General features: G+C 36.0%; 20 protein-coding genes and 1 tRNA gene. 13 read left to right on the forward strand and 8 right to left on the reverse strand.

The features are described 5' to 3' along the window. The first annotated feature begins 269 nt into the window (after positions 1-269). From V6256_RS12365 to V6256_RS12375, 3 genes are all read left to right on the forward strand, one after another. Positions 270-347, forward strand: a tRNA-OTHER gene (locus V6256_RS12365). Between the two features lie 822 nt (positions 348-1169). After that, positions 1170-2372 carry a potassium/proton antiporter gene (locus V6256_RS12370; protein ID WP_341598530.1) on the forward strand — a complete coding sequence of 401 codons (1203 nt, stop codon included), beginning with the start codon at positions 1170-1172 and terminating at the stop codon, positions 2370-2372. 441 nt (positions 2373-2813) lie between these two features. Beyond that, positions 2814-3716 carry an MORN repeat-containing protein gene (locus V6256_RS12375; protein WP_341598531.1) on the forward strand — a complete coding sequence of 301 codons (903 nt, stop codon included), beginning with the start codon at positions 2814-2816 and terminating at the stop codon, positions 3714-3716. 112 nt (positions 3717-3828) lie between these two features. Here V6256_RS12375 and V6256_RS12380 read toward each other — a convergent pair whose 3' ends face one another. Together V6256_RS12380 and V6256_RS12385 are read right to left on the reverse strand one after the other, a co-directional pair. Further along, a complete protein-coding gene (locus tag V6256_RS12380; protein WP_341598532.1) occupies positions 3829-4125 on the reverse strand; it encodes a hypothetical protein in 297 nt (98 codons plus the stop codon). 347 nt (positions 4126-4472) lie between these two features. Continuing rightward, positions 4473-4802: an antibiotic biosynthesis monooxygenase family protein gene (locus V6256_RS12385; protein WP_341598533.1), complete on the reverse strand. Its 330-nt coding sequence runs from the start codon at positions 4800-4802 to the stop codon at positions 4473-4475. Between the two features lie 273 nt (positions 4803-5075). Between V6256_RS12385 and V6256_RS12390 the strand changes: the two genes are divergently transcribed. From V6256_RS12390 to bamJ, 3 genes are all read left to right on the forward strand, one after another. Next, complete coding sequence (locus tag V6256_RS12390; protein ID WP_341598534.1) at positions 5076-6161, forward strand: efflux RND transporter periplasmic adaptor subunit; 1086 nt, start codon at positions 5076-5078, stop codon at positions 6159-6161. Beyond that, positions 6161-9265, forward strand: coding sequence for a multidrug efflux RND transporter permease subunit (locus tag V6256_RS12395; protein WP_341598535.1), 3105 nt, complete (start codon positions 6161-6163; stop codon positions 9263-9265). The genes V6256_RS12390 and V6256_RS12395 overlap by 1 nt, the downstream gene beginning before the upstream one ends. Before the next feature lie 134 nt (positions 9266-9399). Then, positions 9400-9873 (forward strand): BamJ family beta-barrel-assembly machinery protein, encoded by a 474-nt coding sequence (bamJ, locus tag V6256_RS12400; protein WP_341598536.1) that lies wholly within the window; start codon positions 9400-9402, stop codon positions 9871-9873. A gap of 62 nt (positions 9874-9935) precedes the next feature. Here bamJ and V6256_RS12405 read toward each other — a convergent pair whose 3' ends face one another. The 3 genes from V6256_RS12405 to V6256_RS12415 form a co-directional block, all read right to left on the reverse strand. Continuing rightward, on the reverse strand, positions 9936-11303 hold the full coding sequence (locus V6256_RS12405) for an L-serine ammonia-lyase (RefSeq protein WP_341598549.1): 1368 nt from the start codon (positions 11301-11303) through the stop codon (positions 9936-9938). A gap of 66 nt (positions 11304-11369) precedes the next feature. Further along, positions 11370-12035, reverse strand: coding sequence for a DUF1007 family protein (locus V6256_RS12410; protein WP_341598537.1), 666 nt, complete (start codon positions 12033-12035; stop codon positions 11370-11372). 55 nt (positions 12036-12090) lie between these two features. Further along, positions 12091-12474 (reverse strand): DUF2750 domain-containing protein, encoded by a 384-nt coding sequence (locus tag V6256_RS12415; RefSeq protein ID WP_341598538.1) that lies wholly within the window; start codon positions 12472-12474, stop codon positions 12091-12093. Between the two features lie 185 nt (positions 12475-12659). Here V6256_RS12415 and V6256_RS12420 point away from each other — a divergent pair, with 185 nt between their 5' ends. After that, positions 12660-14366 carry a sensor domain-containing diguanylate cyclase gene (locus V6256_RS12420; protein WP_341598539.1) on the forward strand — a complete coding sequence of 569 codons (1707 nt, stop codon included), beginning with the start codon at positions 12660-12662 and terminating at the stop codon, positions 14364-14366. Positions 14367-14675: 309 nt separating this feature from the next. On the opposite strand, the gene V6256_RS12425 is transcribed toward V6256_RS12420, so the two are convergent. Genes V6256_RS12425 through V6256_RS12435 form a run of 3 tightly spaced genes read right to left on the reverse strand, consistent with a single transcriptional unit; the run spans position 14676 to position 17004 of the window. Beyond that, on the reverse strand, positions 14676-15113 hold the full coding sequence (locus V6256_RS12425) for a phosphatase domain-containing putative toxin (RefSeq protein WP_341598540.1): 438 nt from the start codon (positions 15111-15113) through the stop codon (positions 14676-14678). A 54-nt stretch (positions 15114-15167) separates the two neighbouring features. Then, a complete protein-coding gene (gene arsB / locus V6256_RS12430) occupies positions 15168-16184 on the reverse strand; it encodes an ACR3 family arsenite efflux transporter (RefSeq protein WP_341598541.1) in 1017 nt (338 codons plus the stop codon). A gap of 19 nt (positions 16185-16203) precedes the next feature. Further along, the gene (locus tag V6256_RS12435; protein ID WP_341598542.1) at positions 16204-17004 is read right to left on the reverse strand and encodes a metalloregulator ArsR/SmtB family transcription factor; all 801 of its coding nucleotides are present in this window, start codon (positions 17002-17004) and stop codon (positions 16204-16206) included. A gap of 616 nt (positions 17005-17620) precedes the next feature. Here V6256_RS12435 and V6256_RS12440 point away from each other — a divergent pair. The 6 genes from V6256_RS12440 to V6256_RS12465 all read left to right on the forward strand — a co-directional run bounded on the left by V6256_RS12440 (position 17621) and on the right by V6256_RS12465 (position 21941). Then, positions 17621-18931 (forward strand): tyrosine-type recombinase/integrase, encoded by a 1311-nt coding sequence (locus V6256_RS12440; protein ID WP_341598543.1) that lies wholly within the window; start codon positions 17621-17623, stop codon positions 18929-18931. A 3-nt stretch (positions 18932-18934) separates the two neighbouring features. After that, entirely contained in the window at positions 18935-19939 is a 1005-nt protein-coding gene (locus tag V6256_RS12445) for a hypothetical protein (RefSeq protein WP_341598544.1), read from the forward strand. 90 nt (positions 19940-20029) lie between these two features. Further along, positions 20030-20236: a helix-turn-helix transcriptional regulator gene (locus tag V6256_RS12450; RefSeq protein WP_341598545.1), complete on the forward strand. Its 207-nt coding sequence runs from the start codon at positions 20030-20032 to the stop codon at positions 20234-20236. Further along, complete coding sequence (locus V6256_RS12455) at positions 20236-20616, forward strand: hypothetical protein (RefSeq protein WP_341598546.1); 381 nt, start codon at positions 20236-20238, stop codon at positions 20614-20616. The genes V6256_RS12450 and V6256_RS12455 overlap by 1 nt, the downstream gene beginning before the upstream one ends. A 304-nt stretch (positions 20617-20920) precedes the next feature. Next, positions 20921-21556 (forward strand): YagK/YfjJ domain-containing protein, encoded by a 636-nt coding sequence (locus V6256_RS12460; RefSeq protein ID WP_341598547.1) that lies wholly within the window; start codon positions 20921-20923, stop codon positions 21554-21556. Between the two features lie 4 nt (positions 21557-21560). Beyond that, positions 21561-21941: a hypothetical protein gene (locus V6256_RS12465; RefSeq protein WP_341598548.1), complete on the forward strand. Its 381-nt coding sequence runs from the start codon at positions 21561-21563 to the stop codon at positions 21939-21941. The last annotated feature ends 24 nt before the right edge of the window (positions 21942-21965 follow it).

The following is a 21965-nucleotide window of genomic DNA, read 5'->3' on the forward strand; positions in this document are numbered from 1 at the left end:
TTTCCAAATAGTAGGATTATAAATAAGCAGTTACACAGTTTTTATTACAGTCTCTTAAAAACTCCAAACTCAGTGCTCTTAATTTTTATTCAAAGAGCTTTCTTTGCACTTTATATCGACTTGTTCAACATATTTAAAACGAAAGTGATATCGAATTTATTTTCAATCCCATTATTTTTTTGGCGTAAATTTGGCGTAAACCCCCTTAAACTCGAATAAACTGTAAACAATCGAAATCAATTGAAACAAGGAGTTAACTACTCTACACTGCCACAAGAAATTGAATTATCAGGATTCAAAATCCGTTTCCGAGAGGAGTGACGGTTCAAGTCCGTCCTCGGGCACCATATTTAATAAAAAAGCCTTAACATTTGTTAAGGCTTTTTTATTGCCTCATTTAAAGTTATTTCACTGCCTATTTGTTTACCTTAGTTCCGTTAATTCTGCTCTTGTGCATTTACTCTAACCCCCAAATTTTCAGATTAATTAGATAAGTTTTCTCTGCAACCTTACAGGTTAGCCTCTTTCCTTGACGTCACTCATCAAAAAATTGACATAAAATAGCTAGTTTTTACTGTCATTCTTGTATTCTTAGATAGCAACGCCTTCGACCTCTTACGATAGTATTCTCAGCTAGATAAGATGTCATGCCTCTAGCTGCTGGTTTATTTCTATGACTATCTTCTGATAGGATACAATAGAGTAAGTGACTACATTGTTGTATTTTTGTAGTGGCAAATACAGTTGATACTTCATTTGTTACTGATCATATATTTGAATATTTTAGATTATCGTCAGCGTGCAATTATCAGTCTATTTATATGCTCACTTCAAAGTGTTCTACATAGCAATATAATTAAATTGAATCATTTATTAATTTAATACCTCACTAAAAAATAATTATAAACTGAATTAAAGTTATAAATAATACGATAAAATGATCGCGCGACTAGAAGAGGTTACTTGTGTCATTATGTAAATAGAGTGGCTAGCATCTAGTTGAATTAGTTATAAAAGGGGGTAGGAGATAGGTAAAATACTGATATAATTTTACAAAGTACACTCTCAGCTTTTCAAGTTAGTACTGTCGCTGTTAACTTCTACTGAGGTAAATCTTGGCTCCTTGTAAAGAGCTCTTTAGTTTTCATCGTCTTATATACGGAATAAAAATGTCTTTTGAAATAATGTCGTTAGGTATAGCTTGTTTGGTTGTAATGGGAATTATGTTACACCATCCATCCAAAGTAATGGGGATCCCTTCCTTACTTATCTTTATGTCTGTTGGCCTTGTTTTCGGAAATGGCGAATTCAATTTTATATATGACAACCTCGAATTAACCTCATGGGTTGGTGTGTTTGCCCTTAATGTCATCGTATTTGTTGGTGGCCTTAATACTTCAAATGCAAGTATTAAGTTAGCATGGAAAGAGGGAGGGGTTTTATCAAGCTTAGGCGTACTGTTAACGACCTTTATTTTTGCCGTTATTTTAAATTATTTATTAGTTTTTGATTTCCTAACCTGTTTGCTCTTTGCTGCCGTTGTTTCTTCTACTGATGCGGCTGCTGTATTTTCAATTTTGACATCTAAAAAATTAAAATTAAAAGAAAATACAGATACAGTATTAGAGTTTGAATCCTCTACCAATGACCCTGTTGCATTATTGCTGGTTGTTTTATTAACGGATCTTATTGTGGGCGGTTCTGGTGCCTCGACAACCGCTTCTGATATCGGTTTATTATTATTACAACAGGTTTTATTTGGCGGGTTAATTGGCTTCATTGTTGGGAAGTTTTGTGTTTTTTCTTTAAATCATATTAAGTTAGAAGAATATGGTTTGATCCCTGTATTTATTCTTGCGTGCTTTGTGATCACCGTTAATAGCGCAGCCTTAGTAGAAGGTAATGTGTTGATTGCTGTTTATATTGCAGGTGTCATTATTGGCAACCAATTAAAACGTGGTGCTGACGTTAATAAACATTTCTATAATGGTTTGGCTTGGTTAGCGCAGTCATTACTGTTTATTATTATCGGTCTACAAATATTTCCAAAAGACTTATTAAACTTTTTTGTTATTTCAGTTATTCCCGCTTTACTCTTAATTTTTGTTGCAAGGCCGTTGGCAGTGCAAATTTGCTATTTAATCTTTAGCAAAGCCAGCTGGCAAAAGCGTACGTTTATTTCTTTTATTGGGTTAAAAGGAGCGACTCCGATTGTCTTTGTCATGATTCCTGCAACGGCCGGTATTGATGGCTCAGAGCAGATGTTGAGTATGGTGTTTTTTGTTGTTCTTTTCTCTGTTGTATTGCAAGGTGGTGCGATTGGGCCATTAGCTAAAAAATTAAAATTAATTAAAAAGAAGAAAAAACAATAATCTATCTGAGGTGCTTTCGGGCACCTCAACCTTTTTCTATTTAATGGTATGAGGCTCATAAAATCTCTTCCTAAAATAGCGACAATAGTAGATACAACGCATTTTTATCAATAATAACCAGCTCCTTTACCTCCATAAGTTGAAAATAAGTTCGCTCTTTTGGCGTTATATAGATAACACTCCAAAAGTGTATTTTGAGGGAAGGGATGTGATTACTTTCCTCATTTATTAAATCTTAAACGCTCTTGTTTTTTATATTTTATTTTAAGTTTCATTTTATTACTCGTGCTTACCCATAATAAGTGGTTTTTATACTTTTGAGGTTAGATTTGATGCATTCTTGACAAAATAATGGGCTTTCTTAGTTAAAAGCATTAATTTTTTAAAGGGAACATGTTAAGTTAATAATAATCATTATTATTAAAAATGCTCGGAGCTAAAATGAAAAAATTTGCAAAGCTATCTATGGCTTTTACTTTAATCGGTTTGTTAACGTCTTGTGCAAGCACTCAGGATAATTCAACCTCTGTTGAGGGGAATAAAAGCGCGATTGAAGCCAATGACAGCAGTAGCAGTGAAATGGTCAACCTAACGTTTACTGATGGTAATCATTATGTTGGTGAATACAAGGATGGTGAAGCAAATGGTATGGGGACGCTGACCTTTGCAAATGGTAATAAGTACGTTGGTGAATTTAAGAATGACCAAATGCAAGGCGAAGGGACGTTCACTGCTGTAAATGGGGATAAATATGTTGGTGGCTTTAAAGAAGGTATGATGGAAGGTCATGGTACTTTAAGGCTAGCGAGTGGATTAGAATATATTGGTGAGTTTAAAGATAATCAACGAGATGGTGAAGGCACTTTAACTTTCGAGAATGGTAACCGATATGTAGGTCAGTTCAGTGAAAATAAAATGAATGGCCAAGGCTCGTTTACTTTTGTTAATGGTACTCAATATGTAGGTGAGTTCGTTGATAATAATATGGATGGTCAGGGCACTCTAAACGCAGTTGATGGTAGTCAATATATCGGTGAATTCACAAATAATATTCGCGAAGGTAAAGGTACATTAATTCTCCCTGATGGCACTAAATATATTGGAGACTTCATCGATAATAAAATGAGTGGAGAAGGAGAGATTACTTTTGCTAATGGTAATAAGTATGTTGGTGACTTTATTGATGGCGCGATGGAAGGTAATGGTACGTTATATTTGAAAGATGGCGTTAAGTACGTTGGTGAGTTCCAGAATAGCCAATTAAATGGTTTTGGCACAATGACTTACCCAAATGGTGAAGTATATAAAGGGCAATTTAAAAACTCGCAGTATATTGGTGAATAATTGTCTTTTAATTATTTAAAGGGCGTTTATAGCTAGCCCTTTATAGATTGCTTATTTGATGGGGGAGTCCTCTCCCCGATTTTGCCAATGCTAATAAACTTGTACAGACAAATTAATCACACATTAAAGGTCCTAATCTTAGTCGGGCCTCTTCTTCACTGTAATACTCTTTATCTGATAAAAGCATCAAAAGTTGTTCGCTGGTTACTTTTTCTGTTACCAACAAATTAAGTAAACGTTGTTTACAATGGTTAATCGCCTCTGCTTCACTGTCATTAATATATTCTCGACAAAAATAAAGAGGAGGTAATGTAAAAGCAAAGGCAGTTAATTGTGCTAAATGCATCGCCCTTAAGTCTTGAGTTATTTTATTTAATTGCAACTGTTTACTACTCATATCATCTGACATTTAATCTATATCCCTATAAAAAGTTGCTTATGACTCTACCTTAAAAAGGTAACAATGTCCTTGAGTTACTTAAACTATCTCTTAGTCATAGCGCTATGTTATAGAGGTGTGATCTGAATCTATGATAATTTTTCTGTTATTTATCAAACTCTAAGACTGATAAATAACAGAAGCAACTGACTCAATGGAGCCTATGATTTGATAGATGTAATGATTAATTAATGTGTGAGAATGGCTAACTTAACCTTATCTTTCGCTCGATAGGTTTTCTTCCATTAACAGTGAGTAATGGAAGAGGTGTAAATGCCTTTTTTATAAATAATAAACAGTCATTTAAGCTATTTTAATTAAACCGTTTTATTGATTGTTGGGATATTAGTGCCGATTAAATGGTCAAGCATAGGCACTAGTATTAGTGGTGTTGCAGTACTGATAATAGCGGTGAGCATTTTAGACCTGGCCTCTTCGTGTTTATCCTCTAAATTTTGCGCTTTTTGGTAATGCTCTTCACTTATCCACTGACTATAAGAAACCCATTGGTTATCTTTTGTTTTGTGTAAACGTGAACCTAAAGCTCCGTATTTTTCAATATTACGCTGCACTAATTCAGTCCAGCCCTCTTTAAATATTTTTTCATGTGCTGGGTCGATTTCCCAGCGAAATAAAACAACAATCATGATTTCCCTTTCGCGTTAGTTATTTCTAGAGTGAGCCAATAATTTTATTATATGCATGATTTAATTGTGATTGTTGTGAAGTAATTTAACTTTTAGTTAAAATAGTTAGGCGGTTATCTCCCTTTAATTAATTTAAATGTGAGCTTTTAATGATTTTGTTACCAATTCTCCATAATTTCTTCACATTTGTATTCTTTTTTTAATTTAAGATGGTAGGTAATAGTTGAAAACTGTTATCTTTATTCTTACCTCACCTACTTTAGAAGAAAAATAATGAAAAAATTAAATGCTACTTTAGTTTTAGCCAGTTTTGTCATGAGCTCATTTTATAATGTGGCATTTTCAGCCCCTGCAGCGCCTCGTACCACACCTGTTTATAGTGATGTTGTAGCCAGTCATGAAGTCTCTCAATCACTATCTTTAATTGGCAAATTGCAAGCTAAACAGTATGTGAGTATTGCTTCTGAAGTGGCGGCTAAAGTGACAAAGATTAACGTTGAAGCCAACCAAAAGGTGAAAAAAGGACAGCTATTAATTGTATTGGATGATCGTAAAGCGAATGCCTTATTAGCTGAAGCAAAGGCTTACTTAGCTAATGAGCAAAGAACACTAAAAGATTATCAACGCTTAATCAAAAAACAAGCGATTACACAAACCGAATTAAATGCTCAAATGTCGGTTGTTACGATTGGTAAAGCAAGGTTGTTAGCGGCGCAAGTTTTTGTGGATAACCATAATATTGTTGCTCCATTTGATGGCACGATAGGCTTATTAGATTTCAGTGAAGGTAAAACGGTTGCGGTAGGTGAGACACTGTTAACGTTAGACAATTTATCAGAAATGACATTAGATTTACCGATACCAGAGCGCTACTTATCACAGGTTGAGATTGGCATGGATGTTTCAGCGACGACCAGAGCATGGCCTGATCAAGCATTCACAGGGAAAATTACTGCCATTGACTCTCGTATTAACTCAGACACATTAAACCTACGAGTTCGCTTATTGTTTGATAATAAGGAACAAAAGTTAAAACCAGGGATGTTAATGTCAGCAACCGTTGTATTCCGAGCGATTAATGAACCTATCATAGCGGTTCAGTCTTTAGAATATGCAGGTACTAAGCGTTTTGTTTATGTCATTGGTGATAATAATAAAGTAGAACGTCGAGAAGTAATACTAGGAGCTCGTATTCAAGATCAAGCAGTGATTGAGTCGGGTTTAGAGATCGGCGAGCGTATCGTCGTACAAGGCTTAGTTAATATGCGCGATGGAATAGCCATCAATGACTTAGGGGATGTTGATAGTCAGCAAGAAAAAAGCCCCAAACCAAAGCAGCCAAAAAAGGATGATAAATAATGTGGCTATCTGACATATCAGTAAAACGGCCAGTAATGGCCATCGTATTAAGTTTATTATTGTGTGTTTTTGGTATTGTGTCATTTGAAAAACTAGCGGTTCGTGAAATGCCAGACGTTGAGAGTCCTGTTGTTTCTATTACCACTCGCTATGAAGGCGCTAGTGCAACCATTATGGAAAGCCAAGTTACTTCGGTTATCGAAGATCAAGTGACCGGGATTAGTGGTATTGATGAAGTAGAATCTGTCACCCGAAATGGCATGTCTCGTATTACAGTGACATTTGATTTAGGCTGGGACTTAACTGAAGGGGTCAGTGATATACGTGACGCTGTTGCAAAAGCTGAACGTGCTTTACCAGATGAAGCGGATGAACCTATTGTATCTAAAAATAACGGTTCAGGAGAGCCTTCTCTATACATTACTCTTAACTCAACGACCATGGATAGAACGCAACTAACAGATTACGCTCAGCGAGCATTAACTGACCGGTTTAGTTTAATCAGTGGTGTAAGCTCTGTTGAAGTGACAGGTGGCCTATATCAAGTAATGTATGTCAAACTTTATCCTGATCTGATGGCGGGGCGTTCTGTTACTACCAATGATATTATTTCTGCCTTAGAGTCTGAAAATGTAGAAAGCCCTGGAGGCGAAGTTCGAAACGATACGACCGTGATGTCAGTACGAACCGCGCGTTTATATGATCAACCACAGGACTTTGATTATTTAGTAGTGAGAACGGCAAATGACGGCACGCCTATCTATTTAAAAGATGTGGCAAAAGTGTATGTGGGGGCTGAGAATGAAAACTCAGCTTTCAAAAACAACGGTGTTGTTAACTTAAGCTTAGGGATTGTGACCCAATCCGACGCGAATCCGCTTGATGTTGCAGCTGTTGTTCGTCAAGAAGTGGAGAATATCCAACAATTCCTCCCTGAAAATACTGAATTAAGACTGAATTATGATTCAACGGTATTTATCGAGCGCTCAATTGATGAAGTTTATAATACCCTACTGATAACGGGTGGCTTGGTTGTTTTAGTGCTGTATATCTTTATTGGGCAAGCAAGAGCCACCATTATTCCTGCTATCACTGTACCTGTTTCATTAATTTCTGCTTTTATTGCTGCTTATTACTTTGGTTTTTCGATTAATTTGATCACGTTAATGGCTTTAATTCTGTCAATAGGGCTGGTGGTTGATGATGCAATTGTTGTAGTAGAAAACATCTTCCATCATATCGAAAAGGGTGAAAAGCCATTAATGGCGGCTTATAAAGGCACAAGAGAAGTTGGTTTTGCGGTGATCGCGACGACACTCGTATTAGTGATGGTTTTCTTACCAATTTCATTTATGGATGGAATGGTAGGGTTATTATTTACTGAATTCTCTGTGTTATTAGCAATGTCTGTGATTTTTTCTTCTTTTATCGCGTTAACTCTGACTCCGGTTTTAGCCAGCAAAATGCTGAAAGAACACCAACAACAAAATGCTTTTAACCGCTGGGTGGATAGGCAGTTTTCACGCTTAGAAAAGGTCTACCGTGGCGGCCTAAACTATGCAATGAAAGCACGTTTACTTGCTCCATTAGTGATTGTTGCTTGTATTGCTGGAAGTTATTTTTTAATGCAACAGGTACCTTCTCAATTAGCACCTAAAGAAGATAGAGGGGTTATTTTTGCCTTTGTAAAAGGGGCTGAGGGAACCAGCTTTAATCGAATGGCTGAGAATATGGATTTAGTGCAAGAACGCCTATTACCATTATTAGGGCAGGGCGTTATTAAATCGTTTAGTACACAAGCACCGGCGTTTGGCGGCAATGCAGGAGACCAAACTGGCTTTGTAATTATGGTACTAGAAGACTGGAACGAAAGAACCACTTCTGCAAATGAGGCATTGGTATTAGTTAGTAAAGCATTAAAAAACTTACCTGACGTAAGAGTTCGACCTTTACTACCAGGGTTCCGTGGCGGTTCTAGTGACCAAGTGGAGTTTGTATTAGGTGGCTCAGATTACCAAGAGCTAGCTAAGTATGGTGAGCTACTAAGACAGCAAGCCGAAGCCGATGGCATGGTTGTTGGTGGCGACTTGGACTACTCAGAAAAAACACCTGAGTTATTGGTTACACTAGACAAAGATCGTGCAGCTGAACTTGGAATAAGCTTAGAGGAGTTATCGAAAACCTTAGAAGTGATGTTAGGTGGTAACAGTGTCACAACCTATGTCGATCGTGGTGAAGAGTATGATGTTTACTTACGCGGTGATGAAAATAGCTTTAATAATGTTAGCGATTTGAGTCAAATTTATATGCGTTCAAGTAAAGGTGAGTTAATCACACTGGATACCTTGGCGACGGTTGAAGAGGTTGCCTCTGCAAGTCGTCTTTCACATTATAATAAGCAAAAGTCTATTACCTTGGGTGGCAGTGCTGCAGAAGGTAAATCATTGGGTGATGTATTAGATTATTTAGATGCGAAAGCGATTGAATTATTTCCAAGTGATATCACCATTTCTTACACTGGTGAGTCTAAACAATATAAAGAAAATCAAAGCAGCGTATTAATCGTATTTGGTTTAGCTTTATTGGTTGCCTATTTAGTGTTAGCGGCGCAATTTGAAAGCTTCATTAACCCTTTGGTGGTGATGTTCACTGTACCAATGGGTGTATTAGGTGGTTTTATTGGTATGGTCGTAATGCAGCAAGGTTTAAATATATATAGCCAGATCGGCATGATCATGTTGATTGGTATGGTAACCAAAAATGGTATTCTAATTGTTGAGTTTGCTAATCAGCTACGTGATAAAGGGCAACAGTTAGATTCTGCGATCATTGATGCTGCAGCGCGTCGTTTACGTCCTATCTTAATGACTGCTTTCACTACATTGGCCGGTTCTATTCCATTAATTATGTCGGTTGGTGCAGGATCTGAGAGCCGTATTGCTGTGGGGACAGTGGTGTTCTTTGGGATGGCATTTGCGACAGTGGTGACGTTATTTGTTATCCCAGCCATGTATAGGCTTATTTCTGGTAATACTCATTCACCAGGTTATGTTGAAAAATTACTTAATGAAGAGTTAAGACAAAGTGAGCAAGCAGCAAAATAAATATTTATTAGTACAGGTTACTAATGGGTAAGATGGAAGCGAGGTGAATAACCTCGCTTTTTTACATTTAACAATAACGTTTTACTGTAAAATTTAGTAGAGTCTGCACTTCATATTATAAATAGGTAAAAATAATGATTAAAATCTTTTTCATTTTATTAGTTCTCGCGGTTGGATTTTTCTTATACCAGTCTAAAAGCTCAGTAGAAAGTGCTGCTGAAAATATTGATAAAGGTCGTGCATTTTTAACTGAGAATGCAACCAAAGAAGGTGTACAAAGCCTTAATTCTGGTATGCAATACTTAGTATTAGAAAAAGGCGAGGGGACTGAACACCCGACTGCAAAAAGTAAGGTTGAAGTACATTACCATGGTACGTTAATCGACGGTACGGTTTTTGATAGTTCTGTTGATAGAGGTAAGCCTATTTCATTTGGGTTAAACCAAGTGATTCCAGGCTGGACTGAAGGTGTGCAGTTAATGGTTGAAGGCGATAAGTACCGCTTTTTTATCCCAAGTCGTTTGGCTTATGGCAATCGTAAGGCTGGCAAAATCCCAGGTGGTTCTTTGCTGATTTTTGATGTGGAATTAATTAAAATTAATAAGTAATTAACTCAACATCATTTAACCCTCTGCGCTTAGTTAAACAGAGGGTTTTTATTTCTTATTGGTTATTCGCAGGGAGGAGATAAGTGAATAACGGCAAGCCCTCCTTGTGATGTTTCACGATACTTCTTATTCATATCTTTACCTGTTTGATACATAGTCGCAATCACCTTATCTAATGAGATAAGAGACTTACTATTGCGTTTTAGCGCCATCCTAGAGGCATTGATTGCTTTCATCGCGCCCATCGCATTTCGCTCTATGCAAGGCACTTGCACTAATCCACCAATCGGGTCGCATGTCATACCTAATGAATGTTCCATTGCAATTTCTGCCGCAATGCAAATTTGTTCATTACTACCACCACGAATAGCGGTTAATCCAGCGGCTGCCATTGATGATGAAACACCAATCTCGCCTTGGCATCCAACTTCCGCTCCAGAGATTGATGCATTGCTTTTATAGAGCATTCCTATCGCAGCTGATACCGCTAAAAAGTCTTTGAGTTGTGTGTTATCAATTGCTCGAATATATTTGTTGTAATACATTAACACGGAAGGAATAACGCCAGCAGCACCGTTAGTAGGCGACGTTACGACTTGTCCACCTGAAGCATTTTCTTCACTCACAGCAAAAGCATATAGGTTAACCCAGTCTAATATGCCCATCGGGTCTGTATCGATATCATTGTTAGCTTGTAATGTTTTAAATAATGCGGGTGCACGTCGTGTGACCTTTAATCCTCCCTCTAGTATCCCTTCTGTTTTTAGGCCTCGTTCAATACACTTATTAATCACTCGCCAGATTTTATCTGTGGTGTCATTGAGCTGTTGCTCACCACAAAAACACAGTTCATTTTTTAAGATTAATGTACCAATACTTAAGCCATTTTGCTCTGCTTGGTATAATAATTCTTCAGCAGAGTTAAAGGGGAAGGGGACGCTAAATTTAGGTTTTTTGATGGGGTTTAATAACTCTTTTTCTGTACTAATGAAGCCGCCGCCCGTTGAGTAATAGGTTTCCGTGCATAAAATGTTATGTTGATCATAAGCAGTGATGCGTAATCCATTTTCATGTAAAGGTAAGCTTGTTCGATGAAACTCGATATCTTGGGAAGGTGTAAATTGAATAGGATGCTTACCTAATACTGGTAAGCGGTTGCTACCGGCAATCTCTTTAAGCAATAAGTTAGCACTGTGACTTTTAACTGTATCGGGTTTAAAGCCTGCTAAGCCTAACATCACAGCGCGGTCTGTATGATGGCCTTTTCCAGTTAACGATAACGAACCAAATAGTTCAACTTTAATAGAGGTTATATCCTCTATGCGGTCTTGGTTTACTGTCGTAAAAAGGTAAGCGGCAAGCATTGGCCCGCTAGTATGAGAGCTTGATGGCCCAATACCTATTTTATAAATATCAAATATAGAAAGCATCATTACCTATGAACTCCTTTTCAATATGGCTGAATCATTTCAACCATTTGATTATTGGTTTGGGCTCTATTGGCAGTTTAACTGATATTTCTGAGAAAACATTTCCCCTAATTCATTATTTGGTGTTGTCTCACTAACAAAAGATAATGCATAAGCTCTTTGTTCTTCAGGAACACTGGGCTCGAGTATCTCTCCTGTACATTGTGATTGCAGCGCTTCAGATATCTGTACGTCAGCTTTTTTTGTCCAAGACATATCGACATAATAAGTTTGATCATAAATGACTAACTTAAAATCATTGCCCTTAAAGCGTATCGCTTTAGAGAGGGGCACCTCGAAGCTAAGCACGAGAAGATCACCATCTTGGATAAAATGCGCATCGGTTGCTGTTTTATAGCGAACAGGGGTATTTCTGTTATAAAAGTAGGTGAAATAATGCTCGTTATACATGTTATCAACGATACTTGTTGCGAGATTTTGAAGTGTTCTGTCGATATGTTCAGGCGTTGTATCTTCACCTTCTAACATATAAAGCGTTGTTTCAGCATCAAAAGCCCAAGTCATATGTAGTGAAGTAATATGTGATTGAGTGCTATCAATATAGGTGTTCATATACACCCAAGCATGGGGGTGTGCAGATAAACTGAAGGGAGATAGTAAAGCTAATAAGATTATTAGCTTAAGTCGGTAATGTTTCCCGCTTTTTTTATATATAGGTAAACTTACTTGCATAGGAAACTCTTTCTAAACGCTCTGATATATCAAAGATAATAATGTACGTGGTTAATTATTTTTTACTTTGAAAATTTAATTCCTGTTGAAACTCTTCAGGAAAGAAGATTTCTCCATTTAAGTTTTTATCAGGAAAAACAACGATAGATAATTCATCTTCTATTAAACCTTGGGTCCAACGCGCTTTCCATTTTTCTAGGCTGATTGATTCCGCTTTACAATGAGACCATTCATCCGTTGCCCAGTCTTCAGCAAACTCTTTATTTGGCCAAACTGGAATACAATCTTCATCTTCTGTGTTCAACATAACACAGCCATGCTCGTCAACGAGCAACCAAATTTGTTTTTGCTTTTGTACTTCTTTGCACAGGTAGTTGAAGCGTTGTTGTTGATTGAGTTTCAGTATCTCTTTAATACGTTGTGCTGTTAATTCATTCATCTCATACCCTATTGGTGGCTATCTTCGTTAATTTTACGCTAGCTTAAAGTAAATTTATTTTTTTGCTAGAAGTTATTAAATACGGTTTAGTTTGTCTTTTTTTAATATTTACTTGGACCAAAGCTTAAGATGTATTATTTTAGGCGCTGTTTTACGTTTCTATTTAACAGCCTTAAGAGTCGTTAATGTCGTTAATCGTTTTACTCTTCTTCCAATCATCTGTTCTGCTAAGTTTCAAGGCTAATATGTTTAATAGTATCAAAGCAAAAGTTATCACTGTATTTTCACTAATAATGGCTTCGTTTACCATTTTACTGTTATGTATATTTTATATCAGTGAGCGTGATCAGTTGGTTAATCTAGAGTTACAGAAATCCACTGAAATATCTCAATTACATGCTCGATCATTGAGTCAAGAGTTCGAGCAGTATGTTGCAATATTAAAGGTGATGAAGAATACCTATGATCTTCAACAGGCCGATTCAAAAACAATCTTGCGAGCTCTAAATCAATTATTAAAAGTAGGTGAGGGTGATTTCATCAATGCTGCTTTTGTCGATCAAAATTTTAATCTTACCGATATAAGTGGTGAAACAAGAAAAGTAGCACATCCTCTATTTATACATGGTGATATGCGTGATCACAAAGACTATAATATTACCGTGCCTATCCATGCTAGTTTTACAAATGAGCCTGTTATCGTAGTGTCAGTTCCTATTCTTAATGAGCAAAAAAAGTGGCAAGGGGCTTTAGCTGTTGCTGTACCGTTAACGCTTATTTCCGAGAAGTTATCTGCAATTAAACTCGCTAAAGAAAGTTATGCGTGGTTGTCTGATGCCAATGGCTTAATCGTTTCACATCCAATAAAAGAAGTTATTATGTCAACTTCATTATCAACCACTGAAGATCCTGACTTTCCTGGGTTTTATAAGATAGTTAAGCAAACCCAATCCAATCAAAATGGTTATGGTGAATATTATGATACAAAGTTAGCGGAAGATAAGATTGTTACTTTTTCTTCGATAGAGGTTTTGCCCAAATGGACTCTATTCGTGACGACTGAAAAATCTGAAATTTTTTCTAATATTGATGAGCTTTTATATAGGATTGTTACTATTTCTTGTTTGTTAATGTTGTTTTATTTATTTGTAATTGCTCATTTAGCAAACAAAATAGCTAAGCCAATTTCTCTGCTTACAAAACAAGTAAAAAAAGCCATTAATTGTCCAAATAACGAATTTAAAATGGTTAATGCAAAAGATGAAATAGGGCAGCTCTCTGAAGCTTTTTATATTAGCTTTAAAAAAATCAATGCTTATACGAGTAGCCTAGAAGAGATGGTAAGTCAGCGGACGTTAGAAATTAGCACTAAAAACACACAATTAAATGAGCAGAATAGCGAGCTTGAAAAACTTGCTTCTATAGATGCTTTAACACAACTTTATAATCGTCGTGCCTTTATGGAGTATGTTAATAAAGAACTTTCTCGTGCAAAGCGGCACGCGACTCCTGTAACGTTGGCTATATTGGATATTGATCACTTCAAAAGTATAAATGATAGTTACGGTCACAATATTGGAGATGATATTTTACAAAAGCTTGCAGAGCAGCTAACGCTGAATATTCGCCATGAAGATGTTGTTTCTCGATGGGGTGGTGAGGAGTTTGTTATTTTAATGGCTAAAACAACAAGTCAGCAGGCTTATGCGCATTTAAATCATATTCGTGAATTAATATCAAAATTTGACTTCTCACTTAATAACAATATTACTTTTAGTGCTGGGATGGTGGATTATCAGCCTGGAGAAAGCTTCGAAAGTTGGTCACACCGTGCTGACCAAGCCTTATATAAAGCAAAAGCATCGGGTAGGAATTGTATTGTGCAAGGTTAGTTTTGAAAGTGGCGGCTTTCTCGGTTGTCAGGCTTATAGTAAATACCATCAAACACATAAAATTGATGGTATTTAGCAAGGGAAACTAAAAGCTAAGAATTGTCTTTAAAATAGCTAAGTTGTTGTGGGTGCTTGAGCGCATTAGGCCTTATTTTTTGTACTTCTCTAATAATACCAATCACACTAATTAACTGATCTATTTTACTTGCTAAAATAACTTATTTCTTCGTTGTAATTTTCGCAAATAGAACAACTATTTAACTCAAATTACGCCTTAAACTAAGTCATTTTTTCTGCGCAAAATTTAGATCACTTATTTAATATAATTGGTATAACCTTATCTGTTGGCCAGCCATAAGCGGCTAGTATTAAAGCAATGGTTAAACCTGTTCGTCCAGATCCGCCTTTACAGTGCACTGCAATGCTGCCGCTGCTGTTAAGGTTACTTAAAATGTTTTCTATTTGCTTATGCCATTGTTCCTCAAATACTTTACTTGGTGGTGCATTATCAGGAATCGGTAGTTGAATCCAATCTAAGCCTTGCTTACTACATTCTAATGGTAGCGATAAGGCGTTATTTTCTTGCATCTCCTTATCATCCATCAGTGTAATAAGCATATTCACACCTGCTTGTTTTAAAGTTGAAATTGAGCCTAGTAAACTTGCTTCTTTGGTACCGGGGCAGGGAGTGAAAATTAACCTCCCATTATTCTCTAACGGTAGCGTATCAAAAGGATGAGCGTTCATAATTATTCCTTCATGTTTGTCATATCTGCAGTAACAGTATTAGTTTTAGGTGGTTTATTTAAACCAGCTTTGTGTTCGATTAATAATAAAGACTAATGACAACATAACGGGTACTTCTACGAGCACACCAACAACCGTTGCTAACGCTGCTCCTGAGTGTAATCCAAATAAAGAGATTGCGACCGCTACTGCCAGTTCAAAGAAGTTGGAAGTGCCAATTAACGAAGCTGGGCCTGCAATGTTATGAGGTAATTTCATCCATTTAGCAGCGAGGTAGGCAATAATAAAAATACCGTAGGTTTGGATCATTAAAGGAATTGCGATTAAAACAATTGTACTAGGATCAGAAATAATCGTATTTGCTTGAAAGCCGAATAATAAAATAACAGTTCCTAATAAACCAACAACTGACCAAGGTTTTAAAGTGGCTAATAACTGTGTTAACGATTGCTCTCCATGTCGAGAGTTGAGCGCTTTTCGTGTAACGACGCCGCCAATCAATGGTATTAAGACATATAAAACCACTGATGCAAGTAACGTTTCCCATGGCACTTGTATATCACTTACACCAAGCAAAAATGCAGAAATAGGTGCAAAAGCAAAAATCATGATGACATCATTCACCGACACTTGTACCAAGGTGTAGTTCGCATCTCCTTTTGTCAGTTGTGACCAAACAAAAACCATTGCAGTACAAGGTGCAACGCCTAATAAAATCATACCTGCGATATATTCTTGCGCAGAAGCTGGGTCAATAAAATCTTTAAAGAAAATATTGAAGAATAACCAACCTAAACCGGCCATGGTAAAAGGTTTAATTAACCAGTTAATGATAATGGTAAGTAACAAACCTTTAGGATTTTTCCCGACATCTTTTATTGATGAAAAATCTATTTGTACCATCATTGGATAGATCATTACCCAAATAAGCACTGCGACAACGACATTGACATGTGCTACTTCTAAGCCGGCGATAGCTTGAAAAACACCAGGTTGCCAAAGCCCTAAAATAACCCCGGCAACAATACTTAAAGCAACCCATACTGATAAAAATCGTTCAAAAATACCCATCTTAAAGTCCTTAAGTTAATTATTTACAAAAACTTGCTCTATTCGGTTTATTTTCCAAATGAGCTAGTCGTTGAAGTTCATCTTTAATTAGGTAGGCATTATTTTCTGTTGTCACTGCGATAACTGATTTTGCCCACTCTGGCAGCTCAGGGTTTATTCGATAGAACACCCATTGCCCATGTTTACGAGCAATTAATATTTTGTTTCTTTTTAAGACAGCTAAATTGCGCGATATCTTAGGTTGACAGTCCACAGCCATTATTTGCATTAATTCACAAACACATAATTCCCCATGGAAGTGGGTGAGCATTAGCGTTTTTAAGCGAATATCATCGGTCAGGCTTTTATAAAATGCGATAACATCAAGGTTCTCTGAGGAGTGATTGTTATCTACTAGCTTTTCAGGATGGACTTCAACAGAAAGGAATAACTCTAAACGGTTGTTGATTTCATTGAGCGTATCATAAAAAGGATCATTACCTGCTCGTTGTTTAGGGTCAATACAGTCCCACGCTAGCTGCATCGCGGTATGTTTATAATCACGGCATTCAGAAGCAGCGGTATCACAAAGAGTAATCACATAATCAAACTGTTGATTTGAAAACTGATCAACATGCTTAGAGGTCAGTCTTTCAGTTGCTATGCCATATTGTGTTAACGCCTTGATGGTTCGTTTATCGACAGTGGTAGGGTGCGTACCTGCACTGTAGACCTCAAAAAGATCTTGTGCTTTATTTTTTAATAATGCTTCCGCCATTTGAGACCGAGCTGAATTCTCGGTACATAAAAATAGAACTGATTTTTTATTATCTTGTTTCATCTAGGCCACCATTAAATAGAATATACAAGTATGTTATATATAAAAAAACGTATATTCAAATAAAAATAAAAATATATAACTTTTTATTCAATAAAAGGGGGGCTGGAATTGAGGTGGGGACTTTTGGAGCTAAGTTGTACTAACTAGACTAATACCAATCACACTAATTAACTGATCTATTTTACTTGCTAAAATAACTTATTTCTTCGTTGTAATTTTCGCAAATAGAACAACTATTTAACTCAAATTACGCCTTAAACTAAGTCATTTTTTCTGCGTAAAATTTAGATCACTTATTTAATATAATTGGTATAACAACTACACCCAAAATGAGCAGGCATAAAAAAAGGTTAGTAAGCACTACGCCTACTAACCTTTCTGAATATGGTGGCCCTTCCCCGACTCGAACGGGGGACCTGACGATTATGAGTCGTAATTATTTGTGTTTCACAATATTTCATTTTAATTAAATTTTAATCTTAAGTCGTTGTTATTGATGGTTTTGTTTTTGTTGTTTGTTTTCTGTCTGTTTAATATTGTTTCATTAAGTTACACTCTAACTACACCCACAACTACACCCAAAATTAAGCTGGGTATGGTTAACAAAGGAATAGTTATGGCATTGTTCACTTTAAATAAGATCATCGGCTTTAAGACAAAACAGTCGTCCTATTATGAATGGGAGGATGATGGAACCAAGGGAATGGGGCGCTTAGGTGTGAAAATCTTTAGTAGCGGTAGTAAGCGTTTTGTTTTTCGTTACTATGTAGATGGTAACCGAAAATTTATAAAAATAGGTGATGCGCCCACCAGCAGAGAAAATGGAGTTACTTTAGCTGCTGCTCGTTTAGCCGCCAAAAAATATGGAGCAATGTTACAAGCAGGGTTGGATCCAAGACTCGAACTCGGACTTATAAAAGCGGAGGAAGAAAATAAAGTCAAAGTGGAAGCTCAAAAGGGAAGCATTGAGCAGTTATTTAATAGCTACACTTCACAAATGAAGAAAGATGGTAAGCGAACGTATAAAGCTGTTTTAAAGTCTTTAGAAAAAGAAGTTTATCCATACATAAAACCAGAGACTAAAGCTAAAAATGTAACCAAAGATGATTTAGTTATTATACTGTCACATATGATCAAACGTGGAGCTCTCACGCAAAGCAACAGAGTTAGAAGTTATCTAATGGCTGCGTTTAATTATGGTTTAGCACATGACAATGACCCAGCTAACTTTATTGATGATGCTAAGTTCGGTTTATTATTTAACCCTGTCTCAGCTATCCCTAAACAAAAATCAGCGGAAAAAGTAGGAGAACACTTTTTAAGTGATAGCGAAGTTAAGCTGTTATTAAATGATTTAAATAATGAATTCTTACGCTTTCAAATGGGGAATAGTATTCGAAACCTTATAAGCCTTCTATTTTACACAGGCGGACAAAGACCCTTTGAATTAGCTTCATCTAAATGGGAAAGTATCAACTGGGAAGCTAAGACTTTATTAATCACCACAGACATTTCTAAAAATAAACGTCCTCACCTCGTCCCCCTTACAGAATCAGCTATTTTCATACTATCAAAGCAGAAAGAAAATAGTGGTGAAAGTGATTTTATATTCCCTCACAGGTTCGATAGAGAGCGTCATATCACTTTAGACTCTCTTTCTAGGGCTATCGCACGTTATCGCAATAAAACAGATATACGTCCATTTATACCTCGTGATATTCGCCGTACCTGTAAAACATTAATGGGGGAACTTGGGATTAGTAAATCAATTAGAGATAGACTTCAAAACCATGCTCTACACGATGTTAGTTCAAAGCATTATGATCGTTATGAGTACATGCCAGAGAAACAAAGAGCATTGGAAGCGTGGGAACAAAAGCTTAATGAAGTAGCGGTTAATAATATACTGGCATTTGGGGGAGTTTAAATTATGAATGATCTTAGTACTTATATCGAATTATCTAGTGATGAGTTACAAACAGAAAAAGAGCTATATGAAAAATTAGCTTTCATTGAAAATGAAAATATAAAAAAAGTTAATCCTGTTTCATTTACATTTCTAACAGAACGTCAGGAAATATATCGTGCACTTACTGATCTTAAAGTTTATCTAAATGCGCCTTTAGGGATGAGGGGATGCAGGAATTCGACTGAATTAGCTAATGCTTTACTTAGTAAATCAAAAAATATTGAAAATTTAGAGCATGAAAATTGCTCTCAATTCATTGAATATTGCAGGAAGACGCAAAATAAAAATAAAGATTTAATAGAAGATTTAATCATTAAAGCCCTGAAGAAAGAGTTAGATAAAAAATTCCCTGATATTGCAAATACAATCAAGTTTTGGGAGTGCATAAAACTTAAAGTATTAAAATTAAAAGGAAGAGAGTTCAAAGCTACATGGATGGAATGCCTTAAAGATTTCCCAGAGTTGAGTAAGCATAATAATTACTTCTTAAACTTAATTAACCAATTGTATGATTTAGAATTACAGATAATACAGATCGATAACTCAAGAACGGTTGAGAATAAACTGATGTATATGAAAGAACATTGTTTGAGGGTTATTTCATCTGAAGATGATAATGATGTATTTAGTGAAATATTTATTATGGGAAAGTTATCTGTAGTCTTAGAGCGTCTACCAAGGGATATTAAGCAAATAAAGAAAGATCTTGAAAGTTATATAGAGGAAAAAGAACGCAATGAATCTAGAACAAAGTGGATTTATGAATTAAGTCTTAATTTGTATTTAGATTATTGGATTTATGGGAAATGCCCAGATGCATATACAGTAATAAAGAAATATCCATTACTAGTAAAGAATAAATCGGGGAGAACAGTTAGTAATCAAATTATAGAACAACGAAAGGTTTTTTCTGAAATTGATGTAAGAGTGCCACAGGTAGAAAAGGGGCGAAATCCTAAAATTTAAATCCCTCTTTACCTGAAAGGGGGTTTTAATATGTAACTCTCAGTAACCATTTGAAATAGTATTAAAGCTCTTACAACAGGAGCATAACTAATGATAACGAATACAACCTCATTTACAGAATCAAACCGTGTGATTTCAATTACTGAATTATCACAATTACTTTCAAAAAGTCGTGTCAGCTTATGGCGTTGGCAGCGTGATGGTGTTTTACCATTACCTATTAAAATCCAAGGTAGGACAATTGGGTGGAGAGAGTCTGCGATTCTTGAGTGGTTAGAATCTCAGGAGGTATCGTAATGACTAAACTATATGAAACTCTCTCGCTAGTAGAGAAAACTGTTTATAGGAAGTTATTAGATGGCAGTACATATTCAAAAGATGATCTTTGGATTATATGTTGTGGAAGTGCACCTCGAGATATAATTAAATCACTTAGGAGAAAAGGTCTTTATATTCATGGCCGAGGCCGTTGGCAGTTAGATGAAAGACATATCTCAGGCGATAAAAAAGAGGTAATAATAGCAACGGCTGAGTCTAAAGCTATCCACAGTTCTAACAGTTTGAAGCTTGCTAAAAGAGAGCTTAAGCGTTTACCTAATGCATTTGAACGTAATCAAAAGAAGCTTTTAGAATTAGCTGGTTTAATAAAAGAAAGCCCTTTTAGCAACGAAAAGTAACTTAAAAGGGCATTAGGTGTTAATGCTGGTGGGGAAGTTTGGCGACAAACCACCAACTAACAAATAGGATTGTACGCATTTAAAATTATTAAACCAATAAAGGCCGTTCTTTTGAGCGGCTTTTTTATACCTGATTACATAATATCTAGCATGTAACAATATGAAACTTGATTATAGGGTTTTATCTACGCTAAAAATTTAAACTAAGGTTGGTGGTTATTATCCTTCTATACTTAGGAGTAATAGTAGGTACTAACATGGTCGGGGGTAATTAATAATATCTAACTGTGTCTTTATTAGTGATATGAATAAATATAGCAGCAGTAAATATACAAGCACTTCAGAATATATAAAGGTCGATAAGGAAATTTGGCCAATTAATTCAGGTTATAGTAAGCAGGGGCATCCCTTACCTATTTATACAAAACAGATGAAGGGAATTATTAAACAGATTAATATTATGACTGAGAATTATAGCCGTGTGTTGGTTGTATTTTTCGACTTGCATTTGGAGAGCTTTACATCAGATAACGGAATGATCAGTCATTTTTACAAATTGTTATCTTATCGAATAAAAAAAGAATATAGGTTTAAACAGGTAGGTTGCTCTTGGTGTAGAGAACTTGAAAGGGCAAAGCAGCAGCATTATCACATGGCACTATTTTTAGAGGGGCGCAAAATAAGAACACCTCATTACCTATATAATAAAATTAAAGATGCTTGGTGGGATGTTGGTGGTGGTTTTATGCATATGAGCGGTTACCACATGATAGAACGTGAGGACTGGCAGTCTAAAGCAAATGTTATTTATCACCTTTCTTATCATGCTAAAGAGCGTGGTAAAGGCTATAGACCAGTGCAAACAAAAGATTATGGATTGAGTAGATTAAAACTAATAAAGCCTCAATCTAGCCCTGTTTTTCGTACAATACAAAGGTGAATATATGCCAAGAGGTTTCCATTTTGGACGAGTAAGAAAACGCTCTTATACTTGTCAATACTTCCGTTTATCCGCCATTATGTTTAAGCCTTTATTAGAGACACCAAATGGTCATTATGTCATTCATAGTGATCAATTAAGTAAGGACCACAAGTTTTTTGAGTTAATAGATCTAGGTGTTAAACCCAAATTTATTCAATTTATTATTGACGGTAAAAAGTTTCAAATTCAGTTAGTTCAAGATAATAGAAGCGCTAGTAATAAGCTATATCTCACTTGCCCTATTTGTCAAACAAAGCGCCAGCATATCTATGCGGTTAAGAAGGCCTATGCTTGTCGTGAATGTTTAGGGCTTAATACCAATCTAAGTAAAAATATGATCTAATTGAGTTATCTATTGCTATTAAAG

The organism is Psychromonas aquatilis, assembly GCF_038155185.1.
Taxonomy (GTDB): Bacteria; Pseudomonadota; Gammaproteobacteria; order Enterobacterales; family Psychromonadaceae; genus Psychromonas; species Psychromonas aquatilis.